This window comes from Alloactinosynnema sp. L-07, from assembly GCF_900070365.1.
Classification (GTDB): domain Bacteria; phylum Actinomycetota; class Actinomycetes; order Mycobacteriales; family Pseudonocardiaceae; genus Actinokineospora.
This window is the reverse complement of the sequence record NZ_LN850107.1, coordinates 6,325,440-6,345,727: the sequence shown is the minus strand read 5'-3', so window position 1 is coordinate 6,345,727 and position 20,288 is coordinate 6,325,440. Positions and strand designations below refer to the sequence as shown.

General features: G+C 66.2%; 20 protein-coding genes. 7 read left to right on the top strand and 13 right to left on the bottom strand.

From position 1 onward, the window contains the following. Window positions 1–53: 53 nt before the first annotated feature. Entirely contained in the window at window positions 54–1,628 is a 1,575-nt protein-coding gene (locus BN1701_RS28975) for a TROVE domain-containing protein (protein WP_054054054.1), read from the bottom strand. Window positions 1,629–2,014: 386 nt separating this feature from the next. Between BN1701_RS28975 and BN1701_RS36120 the strand changes: the two genes are divergently transcribed. Both BN1701_RS36120 and BN1701_RS28970 read left to right on the top strand, forming a co-directional pair. Then, entirely contained in the window at window positions 2,015–2,209 is a 195-nt protein-coding gene (locus BN1701_RS36120) for a hypothetical protein (RefSeq protein WP_157368278.1), read from the top strand. 42 nt (window positions 2,210–2,251) lie between these two features. Further along, entirely contained in the window at window positions 2,252–2,440 is a 189-nt protein-coding gene (locus BN1701_RS28970) for a hypothetical protein (RefSeq protein WP_054054051.1), read from the top strand. Between the two features lie 53 nt (window positions 2,441–2,493). Here BN1701_RS28970 and BN1701_RS28965 read toward each other — a convergent pair whose 3' ends face one another. The 4 genes from BN1701_RS28965 to BN1701_RS28950 form a co-directional block, all read right to left on the bottom strand. Then, complete coding sequence (locus tag BN1701_RS28965) at window positions 2,494–3,948, bottom strand: M1 family metallopeptidase (RefSeq protein ID WP_054054049.1); 1,455 nt, start codon at window positions 3,946–3,948, stop codon at window positions 2,494–2,496. 121 nt (window positions 3,949–4,069) lie between these two features. Then, a complete protein-coding gene (locus BN1701_RS28960; protein ID WP_054054046.1) occupies window positions 4,070–4,450 on the bottom strand; it encodes a hypothetical protein in 381 nt (126 codons plus the stop codon). After that, on the bottom strand, window positions 4,447–6,879 hold the full coding sequence (locus tag BN1701_RS28955; RefSeq protein WP_054054044.1) for an AAA family ATPase: 2,433 nt from the start codon (window positions 6,877–6,879) through the stop codon (window positions 4,447–4,449). Before BN1701_RS28955 ends, BN1701_RS28960 begins: the two co-directional genes overlap by 4 nt. 3 nt (window positions 6,880–6,882) lie before the next feature. Next, entirely contained in the window at window positions 6,883–7,497 is a 615-nt protein-coding gene (locus BN1701_RS28950) for a DUF4190 domain-containing protein (RefSeq protein WP_054054042.1), read from the bottom strand. A 315-nt stretch (window positions 7,498–7,812) separates the two neighbouring features. Here BN1701_RS28950 and BN1701_RS34820 point away from each other — a divergent pair, with 315 nt between their 5' ends. Continuing rightward, window positions 7,813–8,496: a DddA-like double-stranded DNA deaminase toxin gene (locus BN1701_RS34820; RefSeq protein ID WP_082860123.1), complete on the top strand. Its 684-nt coding sequence runs from the start codon at window positions 7,813–7,815 to the stop codon at window positions 8,494–8,496. Between the two features lie 39 nt (window positions 8,497–8,535). Further along, window positions 8,536–8,937 carry an Imm1 family immunity protein gene (locus BN1701_RS28945; protein WP_172803338.1) on the top strand — a complete coding sequence of 134 codons (402 nt, stop codon included), beginning with the start codon at window positions 8,536–8,538 and terminating at the stop codon, window positions 8,935–8,937. Between the two features lie 75 nt (window positions 8,938–9,012). Here BN1701_RS28945 and BN1701_RS34815 read toward each other — a convergent pair whose 3' ends face one another. From BN1701_RS34815 to BN1701_RS28930, 4 genes are all read right to left on the bottom strand, one after another. Next, complete coding sequence (locus BN1701_RS34815) at window positions 9,013–9,426, bottom strand: Imm1 family immunity protein (RefSeq protein WP_172803337.1); 414 nt, start codon at window positions 9,424–9,426, stop codon at window positions 9,013–9,015. Between the two features lie 68 nt (window positions 9,427–9,494). Next, window positions 9,495–9,776: a DddA-like double-stranded DNA deaminase toxin gene (locus tag BN1701_RS28935; RefSeq protein WP_157368277.1), complete on the bottom strand. Its 282-nt coding sequence runs from the start codon at window positions 9,774–9,776 to the stop codon at window positions 9,495–9,497. 478 nt (window positions 9,777–10,254) lie between these two features. Further along, window positions 10,255–10,434, bottom strand: coding sequence for a DUF397 domain-containing protein (locus BN1701_RS34810; protein WP_082860121.1), 180 nt, complete (start codon window positions 10,432–10,434; stop codon window positions 10,255–10,257). Then, a complete protein-coding gene (locus BN1701_RS28930; protein WP_082860120.1) occupies window positions 10,431–11,285 on the bottom strand; it encodes a helix-turn-helix transcriptional regulator in 855 nt (284 codons plus the stop codon). Before BN1701_RS28930 ends, BN1701_RS34810 begins: the two co-directional genes overlap by 4 nt. Before the next feature lie 218 nt (window positions 11,286–11,503). On the opposite strand from BN1701_RS28930, the gene BN1701_RS28925 reads away from it, so the two are divergent. Genes BN1701_RS28925 through BN1701_RS28915 form a run of 3 tightly spaced genes read left to right on the top strand, consistent with a single transcriptional unit; the run spans window position 11,504 to window position 12,209 of the window. Further along, on the top strand, window positions 11,504–11,773 hold the full coding sequence (locus tag BN1701_RS28925) for a hypothetical protein (RefSeq protein WP_054054034.1): 270 nt from the start codon (window positions 11,504–11,506) through the stop codon (window positions 11,771–11,773). Then, a complete protein-coding gene (locus BN1701_RS28920; protein ID WP_054054032.1) occupies window positions 11,758–11,973 on the top strand; it encodes a hypothetical protein in 216 nt (71 codons plus the stop codon). Before BN1701_RS28925 ends, BN1701_RS28920 begins: the two co-directional genes overlap by 16 nt. Next, window positions 11,970–12,209, top strand: a complete 240-nt coding sequence (locus BN1701_RS28915; RefSeq protein WP_054054031.1) for a hypothetical protein — start codon at window positions 11,970–11,972, stop codon at window positions 12,207–12,209. Before BN1701_RS28920 ends, BN1701_RS28915 begins: the two co-directional genes overlap by 4 nt. A 12-nt stretch (window positions 12,210–12,221) precedes the next feature. Here BN1701_RS28915 and BN1701_RS28910 read toward each other — a convergent pair whose 3' ends face one another. Genes BN1701_RS28910 through BN1701_RS28900 form a run of 4 tightly spaced genes read right to left on the bottom strand, consistent with a single transcriptional unit; the run spans window position 12,222 to window position 20,122 of the window. Next, window positions 12,222–15,383 (bottom strand): type I restriction endonuclease subunit R, encoded by a 3,162-nt coding sequence (locus BN1701_RS28910; RefSeq protein WP_231949743.1) that lies wholly within the window; start codon window positions 15,381–15,383, stop codon window positions 12,222–12,224. Between the two features lie 17 nt (window positions 15,384–15,400). Then, on the bottom strand, window positions 15,401–16,609 hold the full coding sequence (locus BN1701_RS36115) for a restriction endonuclease subunit S (protein ID WP_157368276.1): 1,209 nt from the start codon (window positions 16,607–16,609) through the stop codon (window positions 15,401–15,403). Continuing rightward, window positions 16,602–18,221 carry a class I SAM-dependent DNA methyltransferase gene (locus tag BN1701_RS28905; RefSeq protein WP_054054023.1) on the bottom strand — a complete coding sequence of 540 codons (1,620 nt, stop codon included), beginning with the start codon at window positions 18,219–18,221 and terminating at the stop codon, window positions 16,602–16,604. The genes BN1701_RS36115 and BN1701_RS28905 overlap by 8 nt, the downstream gene beginning before the upstream one ends. 14 nt (window positions 18,222–18,235) lie before the next feature. Continuing rightward, complete coding sequence (locus BN1701_RS28900; protein WP_054056214.1) at window positions 18,236–20,122, bottom strand: hypothetical protein; 1,887 nt, start codon at window positions 20,120–20,122, stop codon at window positions 18,236–18,238. Between the last annotated feature and the right edge of the window lie 166 nt (window positions 20,123–20,288).

The window sequence follows — 20,288 nt, the reverse complement described above, 5'->3', positions numbered from 1 at the left end:
GGGAGAACGGCCCCGGCGGACCCCCAGCTCCGGGGCCGTTCCCTATTGGTCGGTCAGAACGGCCAGCCCGCGTTCCGCCCCGCCTCCAGCAGCGGGATCAGCCCGAAGGCCGCGTCGCTCAACCCACCGAACGTATGCCGCGCCCCAAGCCCGCTCGGCGCGTGGCCGTGCTCGTACCCGGCCAGGTTCCAGGTGTAGAACGGCAGCTCGGCGGGCACCGCGGCGCCGACGTCACCACGCGACTGCTCGTCGGTGATGATCACGAGCCGATCGTGCCCCCGCAGATGCGCGCGGATCGCGCCGGTGGTGTCGGTGCCCCCGTTGAGGAAGTAGCCACCGCTCTTCCACCGCTCGACCGCCCGCAACAGCGACTCCTTGCGCCGCAGCGGGAACACCTTGGTCGGCGCACCGAAGTACGCGTCGGAGAACGACACCACGTCCGCCCGCTCGCACCGAGTCCCCAGCGCGATGCCGAACACCGCCGCCGCGTCCCACCGGCGCAAGGTTCCGTCCCGCGAGAAGCCGCTGTCCATCGAGCCGGAGGTGTCGACCAGTATCAACGTCCGCCCGGCGAGCCGGGGCACGTTGTCCAGTGACGCGGCCAACGCCAGATCCAGCGCGTGCCCCCACCGCAGCGACGGCGCCGCCCGGTAGGCCGAGAGGAACCGCATGGGCAGTTGCCGCGACCGCGCGACCTGAGCAGGGTCGGACAGCCGCGCGGCCACCTGGGCGGCGACCTCGTCGGACACACCGGCCTCGTCGAAGTTGCGCAGGTTCCGCAGCAAGGCCATGTACCCCATGCTGGGAATCACCGCCTCCCACGCCCCCGCGTCGAGCGGCCCCTGCAGCCAACCCGCGAGCGCCTCCCACGTCATCCCAGCCGCCCGCATCGCGTTCGGGTCGAGCGCCGCCCGCCGCTCCCCGACCGGCATCGCAGTCAGCCGAGCGCGCGCGGTCAGCACGGTCAGCTCCGCCGGAATCGGGTTGTCCCGCTTGTGCCGCCGATCCAACGCGTGCCGGAACAACTCCCCCTGCCAAGGCGCGGACGGAGTCGGGTGCACCAGGTCGATGACGTCACCCATGCGGAACCCGCGGGCGTCGCTGTCCCACTTGAGCAGCGCCCGCTCGTCGTACAGGCGCGTGACCGCGTCGGCGATGCCACGCTTGACGGGCTTGGGCACGTTGCGACCGTGGACGCCGGTCCAGTAGGCGAGCATCTCGCCGGGCTCGTCGGCCCGCTGGAGAACGCTGCCGATCACCGCCCGATTGCTGTGCGTCGCCTCACCCGCGGCACCCAACCGCGCGCGGACGTACTCAGCAGCGCCCACGAGAGCCGCGGTCCGCATGTTGGCCTCGCTACGCAGCCAGACAAGGAACCGGGCAGTCCAGTCGGGATCTTCGACGGCGGTCTCGGCGACCAACTCGGCGTACCGCAGGTCGCGCTTGGCGGCGGACTCGTAGAAGGTGTGCTCGCCGACCATGTTGGTGACAGCCAGCAGGAAGAGTTGGGACTTGGCGTCACGGGCGTACCCGGCACCGCCCTCGTGGGTGGTGCCAGTGGGCACCTTGCCGGTCGTGACCGCCGACCGCACGGCCGCGCGCACGGTGGTGAGGTTGAACTTGCTCATTTCGATTTCCCCAGAGAGGGGGAACCACGAACTTCGGAGGCGCCCGAGATCAAAGTCGGCCACGGTGACGTAGCTGCTCTGCCAGTTGAGCTACCCCGACTTTCGTCGGAGGTGGGACTCGAACCCACAACCTGCCCATTAGGAGTGGAAGTAACCGTTGCCTGCGCACCGGGCACCGCCGAAGTTCGCGACTCCCGAGATCAAGTCGCCCGCGGTTTCAATTTACAGTCGAAGTAACCGCGGGCTGCGCACCAGGAGTGCGGTCGAACCGTAACAACGACCCACCCCTTTGTCAGCCGATTTCCGACGCGGCCAGCCGAGTTATTCAAGTTGTCCAAGAGCGCGCCTGCGGTGTACCCCTGTGCATATGCAGACCCGAAAGGCCAATGCCGCGTAGACGGCCCGGCGCGGTACGCGCTCTTCTTCCCATCGCCGAGCTTCCGAACCGCGGGTTCAGCCACATCGACGGCCTGAGCGCTCGCACTCAGGCGGAACTGATCCGCTGGGAGTCACGGACCCGCAACCCCGGTGAGGTGGCTCGCGCCCTGCGCATCTACCGGGCATTCCTCAGCGACGGCTGACGATGGCTCTACGTCAGCCGGTACGACTACTACGTCGGAGACGTGATCGATGCCCGCGACCTAGTCGAACGCGCGGTCAACGGCACCGCTCGCGGACCTGGCAACGAACTGCGCCGCATGATCGCCTGCCTCGACGAGGACTTCCTGCGCCGAACTCTGCGCGACCCGAACGCACGGCACGTCAGCGCATGGCATTCGCGAGCGCGGTGGAGACAGCGGATCGATCGCTGACCTCGCGCCAATCCGACTCGGCCTCGACGCCGGGTCCGACAGCAGGCGAGCGGTCAACCGCGGAGCGAGCCCGGGTAGAGGAAGTCGTCGGCCGGGATCCGATCGGAGCGGAACCACGCGTCGAAGAACGCCCGCAGGTCCTGGCCGGACACCGAGATCGCCATCTCCTCGAACTCCGGCCAGGACGCGTTCCCGTCCTTGTGCTTCATCACCCACTCCTTGAGCAGCCGATCGAACGCCGGGTCGCCGATCTGGCGCCGAAACGCGTGCACGGCGAGCTGACCCTTGTCGTAGACCGCGCCGAACTCGTTGCCCGCGCCCATGTCGTACAGCGTGCGGCCCCAGAACCGCTCCGCGTCGTCGATGTCCGCGATCTCGGTGCGGTAACGCTCGTCGAGGTCGGCCCCGTCCTTCGCCTCGTCCCAAAGCCACTCCGCGTAGGACGCGAAGCACTCGTTCAGGCAGATGTCCGCCCAGTTCTTGATCGACACCGAGTTGCCGAACCACTGGTGCGCGTATTCGTGCACCACGAGGCCCAACTCAGTCCGCCTCGCGTAGATCGGCCTGCCCTGGGTCTCCAGCGCGAAGCTGTTGTTCTCGTAGAGGTAGATCCCACCGGCCGAGCTGAACGGGTATGGCCCGAGTTTCGCGGACAGGAACTCGATCACCTCGGGCATCCGCGCCTGCATGGCCCGCTTGTCCTCGACGCCGGGCGCGTAGGCGTTCACCACCGGGACGCCACCGGGCAGCGTGGACCGCTCGAACGTCCACTTGTCGATACCGACCGTCGCCAGGTAGCTGGCCATCGGGTTCGACTCCACCCAGTGAAAGGTCGTCCAGCCGTCGGCGGTCACTGATGGTTCCTCGCGGCCGTTGGACACCACGCTCCACCCGTCCGGAACGCGCGCGGCCAGCTTGAAGGTCGCCTTGTCGCGGGGGTGATCGTTGACCGGGAACCAATGCGCGGCGGAGTGCGGCTGACCCGCGGCGAACGCGCCGCCGGACTTCGAGATCTTCCAGCCTTCCGGGCCGAGCGTGTCGTCCCCGTCGGAGGTCGGCTCACCGCCGTAGCGGACCCGGGTGGCGAACGCGGCTCCCTTGACGATCGGCGTCTTCGGGGTGATCACCAGCTCATGGTCGCCTTTGGAGCTGAACTCGGCGGCCTGCCCGTCGACCTCGACGGCCGCCACCTTCAGACCGGCCAGATCGAGGTTGAACGTGGTCAATGCTTCGGTGGCGGTGGCTTTCACGACGGTGTCGCCGTCGAGGTTCTTCGTCTTCGGGTCGTAGCTGATCGACACCTCGTACCCGGAGGCGTCGTAGCCGCCGTTGCCGTCGGTCGGGTAGTACGGGTCACCCATGCCGTCCGCGCCGTGTCCCGCCGGGACGGCACCTCCGCTGGAGGTCGGGGAGGTCGGGATCGGGCTGTCAGCCGGACTAGAGCAGGCAGTGAAGCCGATCGCGGCGATGAGTGCCGCGACGGTGCGCACGGGGGTACCCCAGGACATGATCAGTCAACTCCGTGGATTCAGCGTTGATCCCATCATCCCTGGAATTCGATGACGCGCGCGTGGGGCAACCGAAGTCGAGTCCTCGCCGATGGCCCGGGAACTCGGCGATTGCCCACCGTCAACGCGTGACCCGCGCCGCGGCGTCGTATGCGACGGGGATCAGGGCGGCCACCTGGTCGATGAGATGACCCACCTCGTCGACAGTGGGGGCCAGTTCGTAGGAATGGTGGTGACAAGCGCGACTCAGACCGCGCCACGCGAGCGCCGCGTCGGCGGCGACAACGGCGGTGCGGTCATCGACGCGCAGGCCGATCAGCCGCACCCGCATACTCGCCTCGCGCATCGCTCCAATCCCGACCGCCTCGACGGCTTCTTCCAGCGCCTGCCGCGCCAGAGCCGCCGCCAAGCGGGCCACGTGGCGCGCGGGCACGGCGTGGTCACCGTCGAGTACCGCGCGAGCGTGTCCCAACGCGATGACGGCTGCGGCCACGTCGCTCATCGGACCGCCTTCAAGTCTCGGACCAGTCCCCGCACGCGGCGAACGAGTTCGACAGGGTCGCCGGTCAAGCACTCGTGTGCGGACTTCCCCAAGGCGTGAAACGCCCACTTGTGTCCCCTGTCATCGAGCCAGCGCTCGACGTTGGGTCCATTGAGCGCCAGCTCCATCCGGCCGCGAGTTTTGGGCACCGCGTCCCACCCGGATTCGATCTCGGTGCGAGCGTCGCCCGACCGAAAGCGGCGGCCCATGTACACATCGCGACCAGCGGCCTCCACCGCCATGCGGCAGAGCATCCCGGCGGTCTTGTTCCTGATCTCGTTAGGTACTCGGTCGTCCTTGGCGACCGCGAAAGCGTCGTCCAAGTAGCGCCACGCCAAGTCTTTGCCGTCCTGAACGTCGACCTCCGAGCAGACCCCACGTAAAACATCGACAATCCGCGCGTCGATTCCCAGGTCGCGCACGGCCTGCGGCAGGCGGTCGTCGTGGGTGAAGACGACAACCTGGCGTGTCTTGGCGAGCTCGTGAAGAACCCCGGCAAAGCCGTCCACTTTAGACGGATCCATGGCCTGCACCGGGTCGTCCAGCACAATGAACCGGAACGGGCTGCCCTCAACTGTCGCGCGCGGGAGGAACAGCGCCAGTGTCAGTGCGTGCAGTTCGCCCTGGCTCATCACCCCGAGTGCCTGCGCGTCGGCGCCGTCGACGTCGGCTCGCAATTCGACCCGGCGCCTGGTGGCCTGGCCTTTGAGTTCGACAGCGCCGAGGTCGACGTTGCTTTCCTGGCGCAGGGCGGCCCAGATGGCGCGCGCCTTGTCCCCAAGCGCTCGCATCCGGGTGTCGCGAAGTTCGACGATGCTCGCCTTGAGGAAGTCCGCCGCCGCGGTGACCTCGCTCAGCCGAGCCTGCTCCGCGCGGGCCCGAGTCGCGAGCGAGCACCAACCCGCGAGCCGCACGGCGATCGGAGCCCACGTGTCCTCATACTGGGACAGCGCGGTCTCGGCCTCGGCGCGGAGACCGGCCAATGCGGAGTCAAGCTCGGGTCGAAGGTTCTCCAGGTGGTCGGCGATCGCGGAATCGTCATCGGGAAGTCGCCGCCACCGCGCTGCCGCCGCCAGTGCGGGTGGTGCCGCTGACAGGGAAAACCGTTGTGGGGCAACAGGATCCACGAACGATCTCACGAGACTCCACGAAGCGTCACGCGCCGCGTCCCGATGGTGCACCGCACGGCGATGTCGGGAGGTTCCCTCGTCTTCGTCGGCGAGTTCGCCTGCGACGCGGGTTCGCCAGGTGTCATCGAGTGTGCCGACCCCGCAGACCGGGCACAGGCTGTCGCCGTGGTCCTTGTGGAAGTCCAATGCCTGTCGAAGCAGAGCGGTCCGGCGCACAAGATGTTCGGTTGCCGCAACGCTCGCGGTGACGAGTTCGGCGGTGGCCGCACGCAGGTCGGCAACCGCCTCTGCGACCCGCCGCTCGTCGGGCGCACGCAGCCGCGTGAGTTCGCGCAGCCTCGCGATGTCCGCCATGGGCTGGCTGTCGGTGCCGGTCGCCACGGCACGCACTGCGTCGATGTCCGGGACGCGCTTCTTGAGTTGCCCGAGCGCCACCGTCGCGCGTTCATCAGCCGACTCGGCGAGCACCGCCTTGAGCGAGCGGGCCTCTGCCTTGGCCGCCTTGTCGGTCTCGGCGAGCTGTTTGGCGGCGGCGGCGAGCCGCGCGTGCGCGTCCGTGGCCTGGTCGATGCCGAGGATGGCGTCGAGCTTGTCGAACAGCGCGGCGGGACCGTCGTGCAGCATCCCGCCGAGCTCGTCGTAGGACAGGATCGGTCGGTGCAGGTCGACGGCACGATCCCACCCCAGCGCCGAGATCCCTGACTCCCGTGGCTTGGAATGCCGCTGCACCCACGTGGTGTGCTCATGCACGTCGGTCGCGTCGGCCCAGTCCACTCCGATCCGCGTGGTGCCGACGCCTTCCTCGGCCAGGTCGACCGCGACTGAGCACCGCGCGGATTGGTGGAGGTTGCGCCAGTGCTCCCGCCATATGACGGTCTTCTTGTTGCGCCAACGATAGGTGTCGCCGGTTAGCGCGACTTCGAGCGCATCGGCGAAGGTGGATTTGCCGGACCCGTTGCGGCCGGCGACGATCGTCAACCCAGGTCCAGGCTGGATGTCGAGCTTCGAGGTCGGTCCGATGCCGCGAAAGCCGGTGACTTCGATGCCGGTCAGGTAGGCGCCCACGGGCTCCCGGCTCGCCTCGGTCACTGGCTGCCTGGCCTGAACCACGTAGTCGCCTTCGAGTGCGGCCGCGAGTTCGTCGTCGCCGTCGAGGGCCGCGAACACGAACAGTTTCGCGTCGTCGGAGATCGTGGGGTCCTGGTCGGCCCGATCGGCGAGGGTCGCCACCAGGTCCGCGCTGTGCTCGGAATTCGACATCGCTCAGACTCTTTCCACTGTGGCGGAACACAACACGGCGATGGGGCTGGACTGTTCAGCCACCTTCTCGCCGTCGACGGCGATGGAGCAAGTCACGGGGCTGGTGAAGTCGTCGGAGCCGACCGCGTCCGCGGAGAGAGACAGGTGGTGACCTCCGCCGCCGACAGTGACGGTCTGCGTCCACCCGGGTGTGGGCTCCACGACGGCGGACCGCTGGTCGCCGAGGTCGCCGTAGCGCACGTTGACGGCCTTCCCCGACGAGATGGTGAAGACGACGGTGCGGCGTCCCGCCGCGGGCGGCTCGGACGGAACGGCGAGGGCGATCCCGTCGTTCGCGGCCTCGTTGACCGCGTTGGCGAACGCGACCGCCCAGATCACGCAGACGACCAGACCGATGGCCGAGACCACCACGCCCGCGATGGCCATGCCTCGATTTGTCGCCTGTCTCTTGCCCGCGAGTACGACACCCACGATCGACAGGATGAGCCCAACGATGACCATCGGCCACGCGATCACGCCGACGATCGGCACGAACGCGAACAGCATCCCGATCAGACCGACGACGAACCCGGCGGTGCCAAGACCGTTGCGCGGCGGGGCCACGGGATGGGGATACATGTGCGTCCTTTCGACCGGCGCCACCTGGCGGCGCAGTGATCGAAAGCTACGGTTGGGTTGGCCAATTGCCGCGTTCAACGGCCGATAACCCCGGTTATCAGCGTCGCATCGCCGTCATCGCATGATGTTCGAGCTGGCGAAGACGCGTGCGACGGTCTCGTGCTTCCGCATACCGGCCGGGATCTGGTGGCCTCGCTCTAACGCCCGTGCCACGATGGACTCTCTGACTGGGCGGGCCTGGGGGCACGAGTGGCGGGAGCCGGTGACGTTGCGGCGGCGGTGAGCGTGGCTGTCAGTGGCCTACCGACTGAGCAAGTGACGCTGGCCCGACATCTCCTTGAAGAAGCCCACCTCTACCTGACCCAACTTGCCGCGACCAGTACGCACGCTGAGATGCACCAGGCTGCCGCTGGCCTCCTTGACGCTGTTACGGGACTTGCGGAAGTCGAGGCGGCCCTGTCGTCCACTCGATCGGTCATGCAGCTGTTTGTCGCCACGCTCATCGGCGACGGGAGTAAGAGTGCGTCATTGCTCAGCAGGCGGCCACGAGCCACCGGCGAATCATCCAAGCCAATAGCCGATGTCCCCGCAGCTTCCGAATCCGACAAGCGAGCAGCCAAGTTGCTGGAGCGCTTGCCGGTACGCGGCCCCAAGGAGCGCAAGACGTCAGGCTACTGGGTGGACGACGATGGCGCGGAACATGGTCCGCTGGTGAGCGGCCACCAGGACGGATACCAGGAAGCGGTGGAACTCCTGCGTGCACTCAGCATCGCTCCCGCCCGGGGTGAGCTGTGGGCAGCCGCCCATGTCGAAGTGAAGCTCGCGGCGCGACTGCGGTCTATGACAGCCAAGAACGTCACTCTGGCCATTAATAATCAGCCCTGCGACACCGGGCCGTGGTCATGTGACCAACTCTTGCCCCAAGTTCTCAGACCCGGCCAGCGGGTTACGATCTACTGGCCAAGCGGCAAACAAACCTACCGAGGACGAGAGGCATAAGGCGTGGGGTTCGTACTCGAAGTTTCGTATAAGCACGGAGTGCCGCTGCGCCGGCTTCGCGGCGCCCAAGACATTGACGCGTTTATTGCCGACTTGCTCGAAGCTGGCTGGGAGTACACCTCGGCCGCTGTCTACGCCGTCGAGGACGACTCTACCGGAAACCCTGACCACGAGATGATTGTCGGGGCAGACAAAGAAACTGGCCTCGGGGCTGTGCGCTACTCCGGGGGCGAAGAGATCCCCGGTGACGATGCCACCGAGTGGTTTAGCGTCGGTGACCGGGTGAACCCGGACGGAGTGGAGTTCGCCTACTTCGGGACTGGCCACGACTTCCCGGCCAATTCTGAGGTGTCGCTTGATTTGGTGAAGCAAGCCATGCGGGAATTGCTGGCCAGCGGGGGCAAGCGGCCAAGTGGGGTGGACTGGCAGGCGCGGGGGTAACTTCGGCTGCGAGGTTGACAATGGACACGCGACTCCCGAGGTTGGCGCGGCCGGGCACGCCGCCTCCGTGGAGGTTCACAGGGACGCCGCCTCCTTCCAGGCCACGCAGGTTGGTCGGCTACCAGTCTGGAGGAATTCATTCAGAGCGGCATAGACGGTGGCGACTGGAACTGTGGAGAACGGCGGCATTGGGGTGTCATACATCCCGCCGAGATAGTGAGTCGACCACTCCGGATTGACCCCATCGACGGGAACAAACGTGTGGTGCCCGGTCAGCCATTGCAGCGCTCCATCGCCATTGTGAACACCGAACATGAGAGTAACCTGGTCAAGGGACATCGGGTCCTCCGGACCCGCGGAAAGTCCCCACAGCCAAGGGATCTCCACACCCGCATCGTTGAGTCGGCGTACCTCTCCAACCAGACCGATGCCATCAGGGAGGTCATTCAGATGCTGTATCGACATCTCGAGAACTCGGGGAATCAGCACGACGCCTTCCCTTCGTATATGCGCTGAACGGGTTCCCTCGCGCATCGGTGCCGAGCACGGTCAGGATGCTACATTTCGGGATCACGGCCGCCAAGAACTGTTCGCAACCTATACCGGCGGCCGGTTCGGAAGCCACAAGGCGCGTGGTTGATGATGGTCCTGCCGCTTCGGGCGCCGGATTTGACCATCATCGCGACCACCTTCATCTCGACGTGGTGAGCGAGCAAGACCGCGCGGGCAGGCAGTTGAAGTGCCCTCATCCGTTCGCGCATCTCGGTCGCCCAGATATCCCCGTGGTCGGCCCCAATCGACCCGTAGTCCCGCCCGCCCACCTCCACAAGGCCAGTCATCGGGGAGTTCCGCTGCCCGCGCCTGACTCGCGGCGGCAGGTCATCCGAGTACGGCAACGCGGCGTCGGGGTAGCGATCGTCGTGCCTGTTCTTCGTCCCGCTGAACGATTCGGCGGGTGGCCGAGTTCGAGGCGTTGGGTCGAGCGGCGCGGTTTCCCCGGGGAAGCCCCGATGTCGACGAGGTAGGACGTGACGATCTGGGCGCTCTGGGAAAGGGCTCCAGCCAGCCCGTCGACGTCCTCCCGCGCTCGGGAAAGGTGGAGCACCGATTGGGCCAAATCCGCGTCACCGGAGCCGCGAACAGCGGCGGCGAGAGCGTGGGCCGCGTCACCGAGCAGGTCGCCTGCATTGGCGATGGTCTGACGGGCTTGGTCAAGTTGAGCAAGCACCGCGCGCAGGCGTGCGGCCAGTTGATCGACGGACAACAGCCCTCCAGGCCATCGAGTCGTCGTGAGACGGCACGCCGCGGCGGGTCATGTCAGGCGTGTTTGGTGGTGTGCAGCAAGGCGGACCAGGCTGTGGGGGTGAGGGTGAGGACCGGGCCTGTCGGGTTCTTGCTGTCGCGGATGGCGCTGATGGCCGGGGCTAGATTCAACTCAACGCAGTTGTTGTTGTCTCCGCCCGAGAAGCTGCTCTTACGCCACCTGTCGTGGATCATGGGTTCTCCAGTGCCTTGATGCGTTTGCGGACCAGGTCAGTCGACTTCGCGGGCGATAGCGCCAGCTTGGCGACCTCGTCGAACATGGTGGTGAAGCGCTGTACGTCGTCCTCATTGTCCACCCATGCCCCGCCCGCCGGATACTCGACGTAGACACCTGGCGTCTCATCGAACGGATAGTCGAGGACCACGCACGAACCGGCCATCGAGCCGTAAGCGCCGGCACCGAACGGGATGATCTGCAAGACGATGTTGGGCCGCGCAGCCGCGACCAGCAGAAATGCCAACTGCTCGCGCAGAACATCAACTCCGCCGACCTCACGAACTACGGCCGCCTCATCGAGCAGCACATGCAGCGAGAGTGGGTCAGCCCCGATCAGGCGCTGTTGCCTGGCCAGCCGGTTTGTGATCACGGTGTCGACCTTCAGGTCCGGCAGTTGGATCGAACGGCCCGATGCCATCAACGCCCGAGCGTAGCTCTCGGTTTGTAGCAGGCCGGGAATAATCGACGTCTCGATGTGCCGTGCGGCAGGAGCTTCACGTTCGGCGTTGACGAGGCGGCGGAACGCTTTCGGAGTGCCACCGGGGAGGCGGATCGACGGTGGTTCGTCGTGGGCGCTGTCCCACAGGTCCGACGCGATCTTGCGATCCTTGGCGCTGACCTCGTAGAGGTTCAGCAAGGTCAGCACGGTCGCCCAGACGGGAAGGACATGGCCGGACTCATACCGGCTGATCGTGCCGTCCGACGTCTTCAGCTGTTGCGCCGCCATCACCAGCGTTATGCCGGTGCGGTTGCGCAGCTCCGCCAGGTACTTGCCGAGCCGTACTTTCGCGCGCGTGGGAGTCGCCATGCCCGAAATCTAGCCACACTCTCCGCAACGGCGGAACTACACGATCGGGTACTCGCGACATACAGTTGCACGGGTTACGTTGCACCTGTCGATCAGTGCTGTGGATTGGGAAGCTGAGCGTGGTGGTGAAGCGCCTGGTCACGGGTGGTCGACAAGCGGGTGCGGTGGCCCCCTCCGCCGCACCCGCCCTCCCTACTCTCGCGAAGGCGGTGTCAGCGATGCCCATCTGTCCCGGTCCGGCCCGAGAGCCGTTCCTCCTGCGCGCGCTACGCAAGGTCGAGCGCGGCGAGATCGTCGCCGCGACCCGCACCAGTCCGTTCCGGCACCGGACCGAGGAGCTGCCTGCCCGCCTGTGCAGCGCTCTGTTCATCCTGCGCCGCGACGGCGTGATCGCCCTGGCGCCCGACCGCGACCCGCTCGACGGGTGGCTTTCGGTGGAGCTCACCGAGTTCGGTCGAGCGATGCTGCGGAAGTGGGTGCCGGCGTGATGGGCGGCGACTTCACTTGGGGCATCAGCGAATACCACGTCGGCCGCGCGCACCTGGTCCCGACCGGCATGGCGGGCGGCCTGTGCGGCATCCCGGTCCACGCCCGCTACGCCGACCGTCCCGGGACACCGACCGTCTGCCCGGAGTGCGCCCTCGCGTTCGTGCGGCTCGTGTTTCCCGTGCCAGTGGGGTGGCCATGACCGACGTCGTGGTCACCGCCGAGGTCATCGCCTGCCTCACCCGGCTACGGCAGGCGTGCGTCCTGATCCAGACCGCCGCCGCGACCGAACAGCTCACCGAACAAGCGGTCGCCGGGTTCACCGCGGCCTGCGACACGGCCGCCCGGTCCGTCAGCCAGCTCTACGACCAGCCCGAACCCGCCGTCAACCCGGACTTCATGGCCGCGGCCCAACGAGCCGCGCGCCGCGCGTTCTAGCGGGCAACTCGGTCAGGCCGCATAGCGGGGGGCCATGGCCTCCATCTGCTCGATGACCAGCTTGATCGCGGCAGGCTGCTTGTCCGGCGGGTACCGGTATCTGACCAGCAGCCGCTTGATGGAGGACCGGAGTTTGGCCCGAACGTCGTCGCGGACGGTCCAGTCGGTTTTCACGTCGCGGCGCATGACCGCCAGGAGTTCGCGGGCGATCTTGGCGAGCACGTCCTCACCCTGCACGGTGACGGCTGACTCGTTGTCGGAGACCGCGTCGTAGAAGGCGAGTTCGTCCTCGGACAGCGGCGGGTCGAACTTCTTGCCGCGGTCACGTTCGTCGGCGATCTCCTTGGCGAGCGCCACGAGTTCGGCGATCACTTCGGCGGAGGTGAGTTGCTGGTTGGTGTAGCGACGCATCAGCTCGGCGATTCGTTCGGAGAACGCGCGCTGCCGGACCAAGTTGTGGCGGCTGACCTTCGCCGACTCCTCGGTCAGCAGTGCCCGCAGCGCCTCGATAGCCAAGTGCGGGTGCGTGGCGGCCTGCGCCTTGGCGAGGTACTCGGGACCGATGTCGGTCAGCGACGGCTTGGGCATCCCGGCCGCCGCGTAGATGTCGATCACTTCGCCGGTCGCGGTCGCGGAGGCGACCAGGGCGGACAGCAGCCGCTGGATCTCCTCGGGCACCGGCTTACCCTCGGCCTGCCGCTGCGCGGCGTCGAACTTGCCCATGTAGATGAGGACTTGCTCGTAGAACTTCGCCGGTGCGCGCAGGTGCTCGACAGCATCCTTTTTGGAGCATAGCGACCAGGCGCGGCCAAGCTGGCTGGCGTACTCACGAAAGCTCTCCCGCAATGGCTTCTCCCCCTCGGCCGCCTTGTTGCCGGGGGTGTCGGGGGATCGCAAATGGTTGGTCAGGCCGATGGCCGCATTGACGTATGACCGGGGGCCGCCGTCGAGCTTCTTGCGCCAGTGGTAGCCCTCGGACAGTTTGTCGAGGCGGGTGATCAGGGCGTTGACGATCGCGACTTCCTCGTCGGTGTCGCGGCCGACCGGCTTGTTCACCTGGTCGGTGTCGGTGTATTCGGCGAGGGCGGCGCTCAGGTTCTCGGCGAGGGGGGCGTAGGCGACCAGTAGGCCGTTGGGCTTGCCCCGGAAGGTCCGGTTCACCCGGGCAAGCGTCTGCATCAGCAGTGCGCCCTTGAGCGGGCGGTCGAGGTAGAGGGTGTGCAGGGGCGGAGCGTCGAAGCCGGTGAGCATCATGTCTTTGACGATCACCAGTTCCAGCGGGTCGTCGCCGGTCTCCTTCCGGATGCGCGCCTGGATGGACTTGTTCAGTCCTTCGCGGCGGACGTGATCGGACACCGGTGGTTCGTCGGTCCGGTCACCGGAGTAGACGACCTTGATCTTGCCCTTGTCGATGGCTTCGTCGTGCCAGTCGGGACGGAGCGCAATGATCTCTTTGTAGAGCTTGGCGCAGATTTCCCTGGTGCCGCAGACGATGAACGCGCGGCCGGGCATCTCCAGGTACTTGACCATCTCGTCGCGGCGGGACTCCCAGTGGGCGACGATGTCGGCCGCGAGGGTCCGCAGACGTTCGGGGGCGCCGTAGACGGCGTTGATCACGGCGACGGACTTCTCGATGCGGGCGCGCTCGGACTCGTCGAGGCCGAGGGTGGCTTCGTCGGCGGCCTGGTCGAGGTCTTCGTCGCTGATCGTGCTCGTGACCTCGATCAGGCGCGGCTCGAAGTAGACCCGAACGGTTGCTTCGTCGTTGACCGCGCGGGTCAGGTCGTAGATGTCGATGTAGTCGCCAAAGACCTCGCGGGTGTTGCGCTCGGCCAGCGAGACCGGGGTGCCGGTGAAGGCGATGAGCGTCGCGTGCGGGAGCGCGTCTTTGAGGTGGCGGGCGTAGCCGTTGAGGTCGTCGTAGTGCGAGCGGTGCGCCTCATCGACCACGACGATGATGTTGCGGCGGTCGGACAGCAGCGGGTGGTCACGGCCCGCTTCCTTTTCCTGCTTGGTGAGGCTGAACTTTTGCAACGTGGTGAACAGGATGCCGCCGGTGTTGCGCTCGGACAGCTTGGCGCGCAGATCGGCACGAGTGATGATCTTCTCGGGCGTTTCGGGCAGCAGCAGCGACCGCTGGAAGCCGTTGAACAGCTGGTCGTCGAGTTCCTTGCGGTCGGTGACGACGATGATCGTCGGGTTCCTGAGCTTGGGTTCCTTGCCGACGCGGTGGGCGTAGAGCTCCATCTCCATCGACTTGCCGGACCCTTGGGTGTGCCAGACGACCCCGGCTTTGCCGTGGCTCTCCACGGCCTGAACCGTGCATTCCAGCGCTTTGCTGACGGCGAAATACTGATGCGGCTTGGCGATGCGTTTGGTGTAGCCGCCTTCGTCCTGGTCGAATGCGGTGTAGTTGCGCTGGAGTTGAAGGAAGCGCTGACGGTTGAACACACCCTCGATCAGGTATTCCAGGGGGGTGTGGAGGTGATCGTCGCCCTCGGGTTCGCGCAGTTCGACCGGTTTGCCGTCGTCGTCGATGTTCCAGGGCGAGAAGTGGTTGAACGGGGTGAAAGGCGTGCCATATCGGGCGAGGATGCCGTCGGAGATCACTGTCAGCAGCGCGAACCGGAACGCCATGGGGAACTCGCGCAGGTAGGTGGCGAGCTGGGCGTGAGCGGCGGCGATGCCCGCTTTCGCGCTGGCCTTCTTCAACTCCATGATCGCCATGGGCAGGCCGTTGACGTAGAGGACGACGTCGAACCGCCGCTCGACCTCACGGGTGCGGACCGTGACCTGACGAACGGCGAGGAACTCGTTGTCCGGTTCGCGGGGGCTGACTAAGCGGATCGTCGGGTTCTGCTCGATGCCGTCGCCGTCGACGTAGGTGACGCCCTGGTAGCCGTTGACCAGGATGGCGTGCAGCCGATAGTTCTCGGCCACCGGGTCCTGGGATCTGGGGGCGAGGATCTCGGCGCGGGCCTGGTCGAGGTACTCGGGTGGAACAAGCGGGTTGAGTTCGCGCATCTTGGCCTGGAGGCGGGCGGGAAGGACAAGGTCCTGCCACGATTCGCGGCCGTTCGGAGCGCCGGGGGCGATATCCGGCCCCCGCAACGGCTCCCAATCCAATTCGGACAGTGCTTCCAGGGCGATGGTCTCCCACTCGTCCTCGCTCACATCAACCCGCTCCCCCATCACACAACCCCCTCCACAAGTCTTTCCGCGTCCCTGACCCGAACCTTCCCCGACATCAACAACGGCAACAACTCATCCCGCGCCGCCGCCAACCGCGCCGACTCCAAGCGGTGCTGGTGACATACCGCCCCAAGGTGCGTGACAATGGAACGCGCACGTCCACCAAGACTCGCAGGATCGCCCACTTGGATTCGCAACATCTCGGCAGGCCTTACACGCTGATGACTACCAGATGTCCCAGCGACAAGGCCTTGCAACGTCACCTCGAAGGACGACTGTCGGAGCAGCGCCCACAGTACAGACGTGCTGAAATTGCGCGGTTCCAGAACAACAAACTCTGTAGATGCCAGCGACATGACGTGGTTGACATCAACCACATCCCACACCCGCGGAATACGTGGATTCAACTTGGACAATAGAACACACGGCCGACTGAGTCGAAATTTGTTACTCTTAATGAGTGCGCCATCAATCACTTCCGGCAGGCCGTTGTCGTCAAACGCAGGCAAGCTGAAATGCGCCACAATGGACGGAAAGACCTCAGGCTTGAGCGAAGCCGTCGACTGTGCTGCGATATCACCCAACGCAACGACACGGGTTGTGGACTCCGCGAGGGTGATCATCGATACCTCGGCGGCAGAAATAAGGCGATCGTTGGCGACGATCTTGTCGTCGAGCGCCCCCAACACCTCCGCAATCGCCCGCTGCGCCACTAGGCCCGGGAAGGTGATTTGAATCCCTCTGAGCGATTGGAGCGGCTGCCCGATACCGGGAGTTCCAACAGTCGAGGCTCGCGCCAATAGTTCATTCTTACCGGGACCACGGAAGTAATAGAAGACATACAGGGGGTCAACAATTCCCGCATCGCATGTCACCTTCATCATGCTAGACGACAGGAGGTAATTCTCGTCGCCGATAATCCCAACCCTGCCGATCGCGCCACGATGAGGGAACACGAGGTCTCCACAACGGACAATACACGCAGGAAATCGAGCCGCAACAGACTCGGGGACATACACTCGATCTGCGGCGCCGACTAGTTTACCGTCACCAATGTCTTGCCCTCGAATAATCGGAACTCCTGACACGGAGTACATGTCGGACTTCAGGGATGACCCGAAGGGCCCGATCGAAATCGCTCGCTTATCAGGTGCGGCGATCTGAGCAATGGTCGATACCGTCCAGCCGTCCACAGTTCCCTCAGCCATCGATGCGCTCCAACTGTTCGCGGACGACCTTTTCCAGCCTGGCCGACTCGTCGAAAGCAGACAGCAGTTCCTTGGTGAGGCGTTCGATCTTCTGGCCGATCGGCTCTCCGTCGTCCTCGACCTCGGCGGCGCCGACGTAGCGGCCCGGGGTCAGGGCGTAATCGGCGGCCTTGATGTCTTCTAGGCCGACCGACTTGCAGTAGCCCGGAACGTCCTCATACGTCAGGCCCTTGGTCGCTGCCGACCTTGTTCCCCGCCACGCATGGAAAGTGTCGGCGATCCTCGCGATGTCCTCATCGGACAGTGCGCGTTCCGCGCGGTCGACCATGTAGCCGAGTTCGCGAGCGTCGATGAACAGCACCTCACCGGACCGGTCCACCGCCCCCTGCTTCCCCGCCTTCTTGTCCTTGGCGAAGAACCACAGGCACACCGGAATCCCGGTACTCCTGAACAACTGCGTCGGCAGCGCCACCATGCACGACACCAGGTCCGCCTCCACGATCCGACCCCGGATGTCCCCCTCGCCGTTCGAGTTCGAGGACATCGAACCGTTGGCCATCACCACACCCGCACTACCGCCAGGCAGCAGCTTCGACAGGATGTGCTGGATCCACGCATAGTTCGCGTTGTTGACCGGCGGCACACCATAGATCCACCGCTTGTCCTCGGTGTTGCGGGCCCAGTCCTTGATGTTGAACGGAGGGTTCGCCATCACGAAGTCCATCTTCACGTCCGGGTGCTGGTCCCGCGCGAACGTGTCACCCCAGGTGGCACCCACGTTGTCGTTGCCGATGCCGTGGATCGCCAGGTTCATCTTCGCGATCCGCCAGGTCTCCTCGTTGAGTTCCTGGCCGTAGACGGCGACGTCCGTCGGATCGCCGTCGTGCGCGTAGATGAACTTCTCCGTCTGCACGAACATGCCGCCCGACCCACAGCACGGGTCGTATACCCGCCCACTCGACGGCTCCAGCACCTCCACGATCACCCGGACCACACTCGGCGGCGTGAAGAACTCCCCGCCCCGCTTTCCTTCCGCGCGCGCGAAGTTGCCCAGGAAGTACTCGTAGACCTCCCCCATGAGGTCGCGCGCCTTATGCTCACCCTGCCTGCTGAACTTGGCGCTGTTGAACAAGTCCAGCAGCTCACCAAGCCTGCGCTTGTCAACGCCTTCCCTGTTGTAGAGGCGGGGCAGAGCACCTTTGAGAGCGGGGTTCACCTCCGCGAGCGCGACCATCGCCTCGTTGATGAGCTCGCCGATGTTCTTGAACCTGCCGTCCTCCTCCAGCCCCTTCGCGTTCGCGGCGAGGAAGGACCAATGCGCCCTGTCCGGCACCAGGAACACCCCGGCACCCTGGTACTCGTCCGGGTCGTTGATCAGCTCGGCGATTTGCTCGTCGTCCATGCCCTCGGCGGCCAGGTCGTCGCGAAGCTGCTCCTGGCGCTCATCGAAGGCGTCCGAGACGTACTTGAGGAACACCAGGCCGAGGATCACGTCCTTGTACTGGCCCGCCGAGAGGGACCCGCGCAGCTTGTCGGCGGCCTTCCACAACGTGTCCTTCAGTTCCTTCATCGTCGACGGCGCCGACGAATCCTGCCTCTTGCGAGGTGGCATTCCCGTTGTCCTTCCTACAGTCCCACAACGTCCGCTCGAACATTCCCCTGCGCCGTCACCGACACCGCCCCAGCCGCGACCCCCTCGATCAGCGCCGCCATCAGCTCCCCCGCCGCTTCCCGCCGCGACCGCAGCCGCTCGTCGTACTCCGCCGCGGCGGCGATCACCGCCTCCAGTTCCTCGGCGTGCGCCTTGTCGAGAACCGGCAGCGTCCATGTCTGCCACTCCCCGGCGTCGGCTGGCAGGTTGTTGATGATCGCAGCCACCGTGCGTGGGCCGATCCCCGCGTTCGCGTCCAACCGAAGGATCTTCGACGGCGACGCCACCAGCGAACCACCGACCAGGTCCACCCGCGCGGCGGGACGCGGCGTGTCCCGGAAGACGACGTCGCCTGCCTCGGTGCGTTGGGCGCGCGAGTAGTGATCCATCGCGTCGAACGGGTCCAGCACCAGCATCGGGTCAACCGCATCGGCTGCCAGCACGGGCACGGTTCCCCTCGCATAGGCGTGGGCTGGGTCGATTCGGCTGCCGCGAACGACACGCGCCCTGCCCGCGTCCTTCAACTCGGCCAGCGACCGGCGGCTCAGCACCACCAAGCCCGGACCTGCCGTGGCCAGCACATCGAACCCGGAGAGTGGCTCGCTGGTGATCACGGTCGCCGCGTGAATCCGCTCCAGGTGCGGGGCCGCGTCCGGCATAACCCACCGCACGGCCCGCACCCCGCGCGGCACGACCGGTTTGCCGCTGAGGATCGCGGTCAGGTCGTGTGGCCTGGCGTAGCGGTAGGACCGGGCATCGTCGGCGGTCAACGCCGCCACGACATCGCCGGTCAAGTCGTCCAAGTCCAGCTCGCCCCGAGGCACGGCGCCGAGATCAGCCACGCGGGGCCTGCCGATCGACACTCCGCCCACGCACACCCACAGTCCCAGTGCCATGCGGTGGGCATCGCGCCACAGACCGCGCGGCAAGCGAGCCGCCAGCGCCAGCCCGCCAGGCCGCAACGTGGTGGCTCTGGCCCGCTCTTCGTCCCGGCGAAGGTCGTCACACAACACGGCTGCCGGACCCAGGATCACCGCGATCTCGCCAGGCGCGAGTTCCAACACCGTGTTGTCTAGTTCGTCCAACACGGCGCCGCGCTCACGTCCGAGCAACGACAGCAGCCGAACCGACCGTCCAGGGTTCCACGTCGTCGTGGCGATGCCGTGGATCGCGGCTCTACGCCGCAGTGCACGCGCCGCCGCGCCGTCACTCGGCACCACCAACTCTGAGAACTCGGCGGCGATCGAGACCGCCAGCGCCGCATCCTCCCCGGCGCTGACCAGGGGCACGCCCTCCGGATCGAGGTGGGCACCGCAGGCGGCAACCACCGTGCGTATCAGGTTCACGGCCTCGGCGTTGAGGTCGCGGTCCGCCGCAGCTCGGCCGATCTCGCCACCTTCCAGCCTGCCCAACGCGTCGTCCAAGCTGAAGGCGGCTTCGACCAAGTCGTCGACGAACCGCAGGTCCGCCTGGTCCACGGTGAGCGCGGTGACCTCGCTCAACAGGAACCTGTCCTCGCTGTCGACCTGCTCCGCGAGGCTGACCCGATGGTCGTGATCGGTGTCGGCCATGTCCTCCTCGGTAAGCGCGCGCAAGCACAGCAAAGTCGTGAGCGCGTCGAGGCCCGCCGTCGCCAAGCCGCCGAGGGCGGGCGCGTCCAGCCTGGCCTCGTCGTTGTTGCCGCGACCCGAGCGCTCCAGCCAGTCGAGGACCGCGTCGCGGCTGAACCGCTCCACGCCGCCCTCCGTGCTCACGGGGAGAGGGAACGGGACGAGCTTTCCCCTGGCCATGGGACGCTTGCGCCACATGCTGACCACCGGCCTGCGCACCCCGGCCAGGGCGGCGATGTCGCGTAACGTCACAGTCACCACCGGCCCTGATCACCCCCTCGCTCGTGGTCCCATGACCATATCGACGACTGGTCGTCGATATCACGTCGGCGCCGATAAGCGGGGTTATCAGTGTTTCGCATTCCGCAGTTGGAGTAATGAGGCCACGCTTGCGGCACGGTCGATCAAGGAGGTCAAC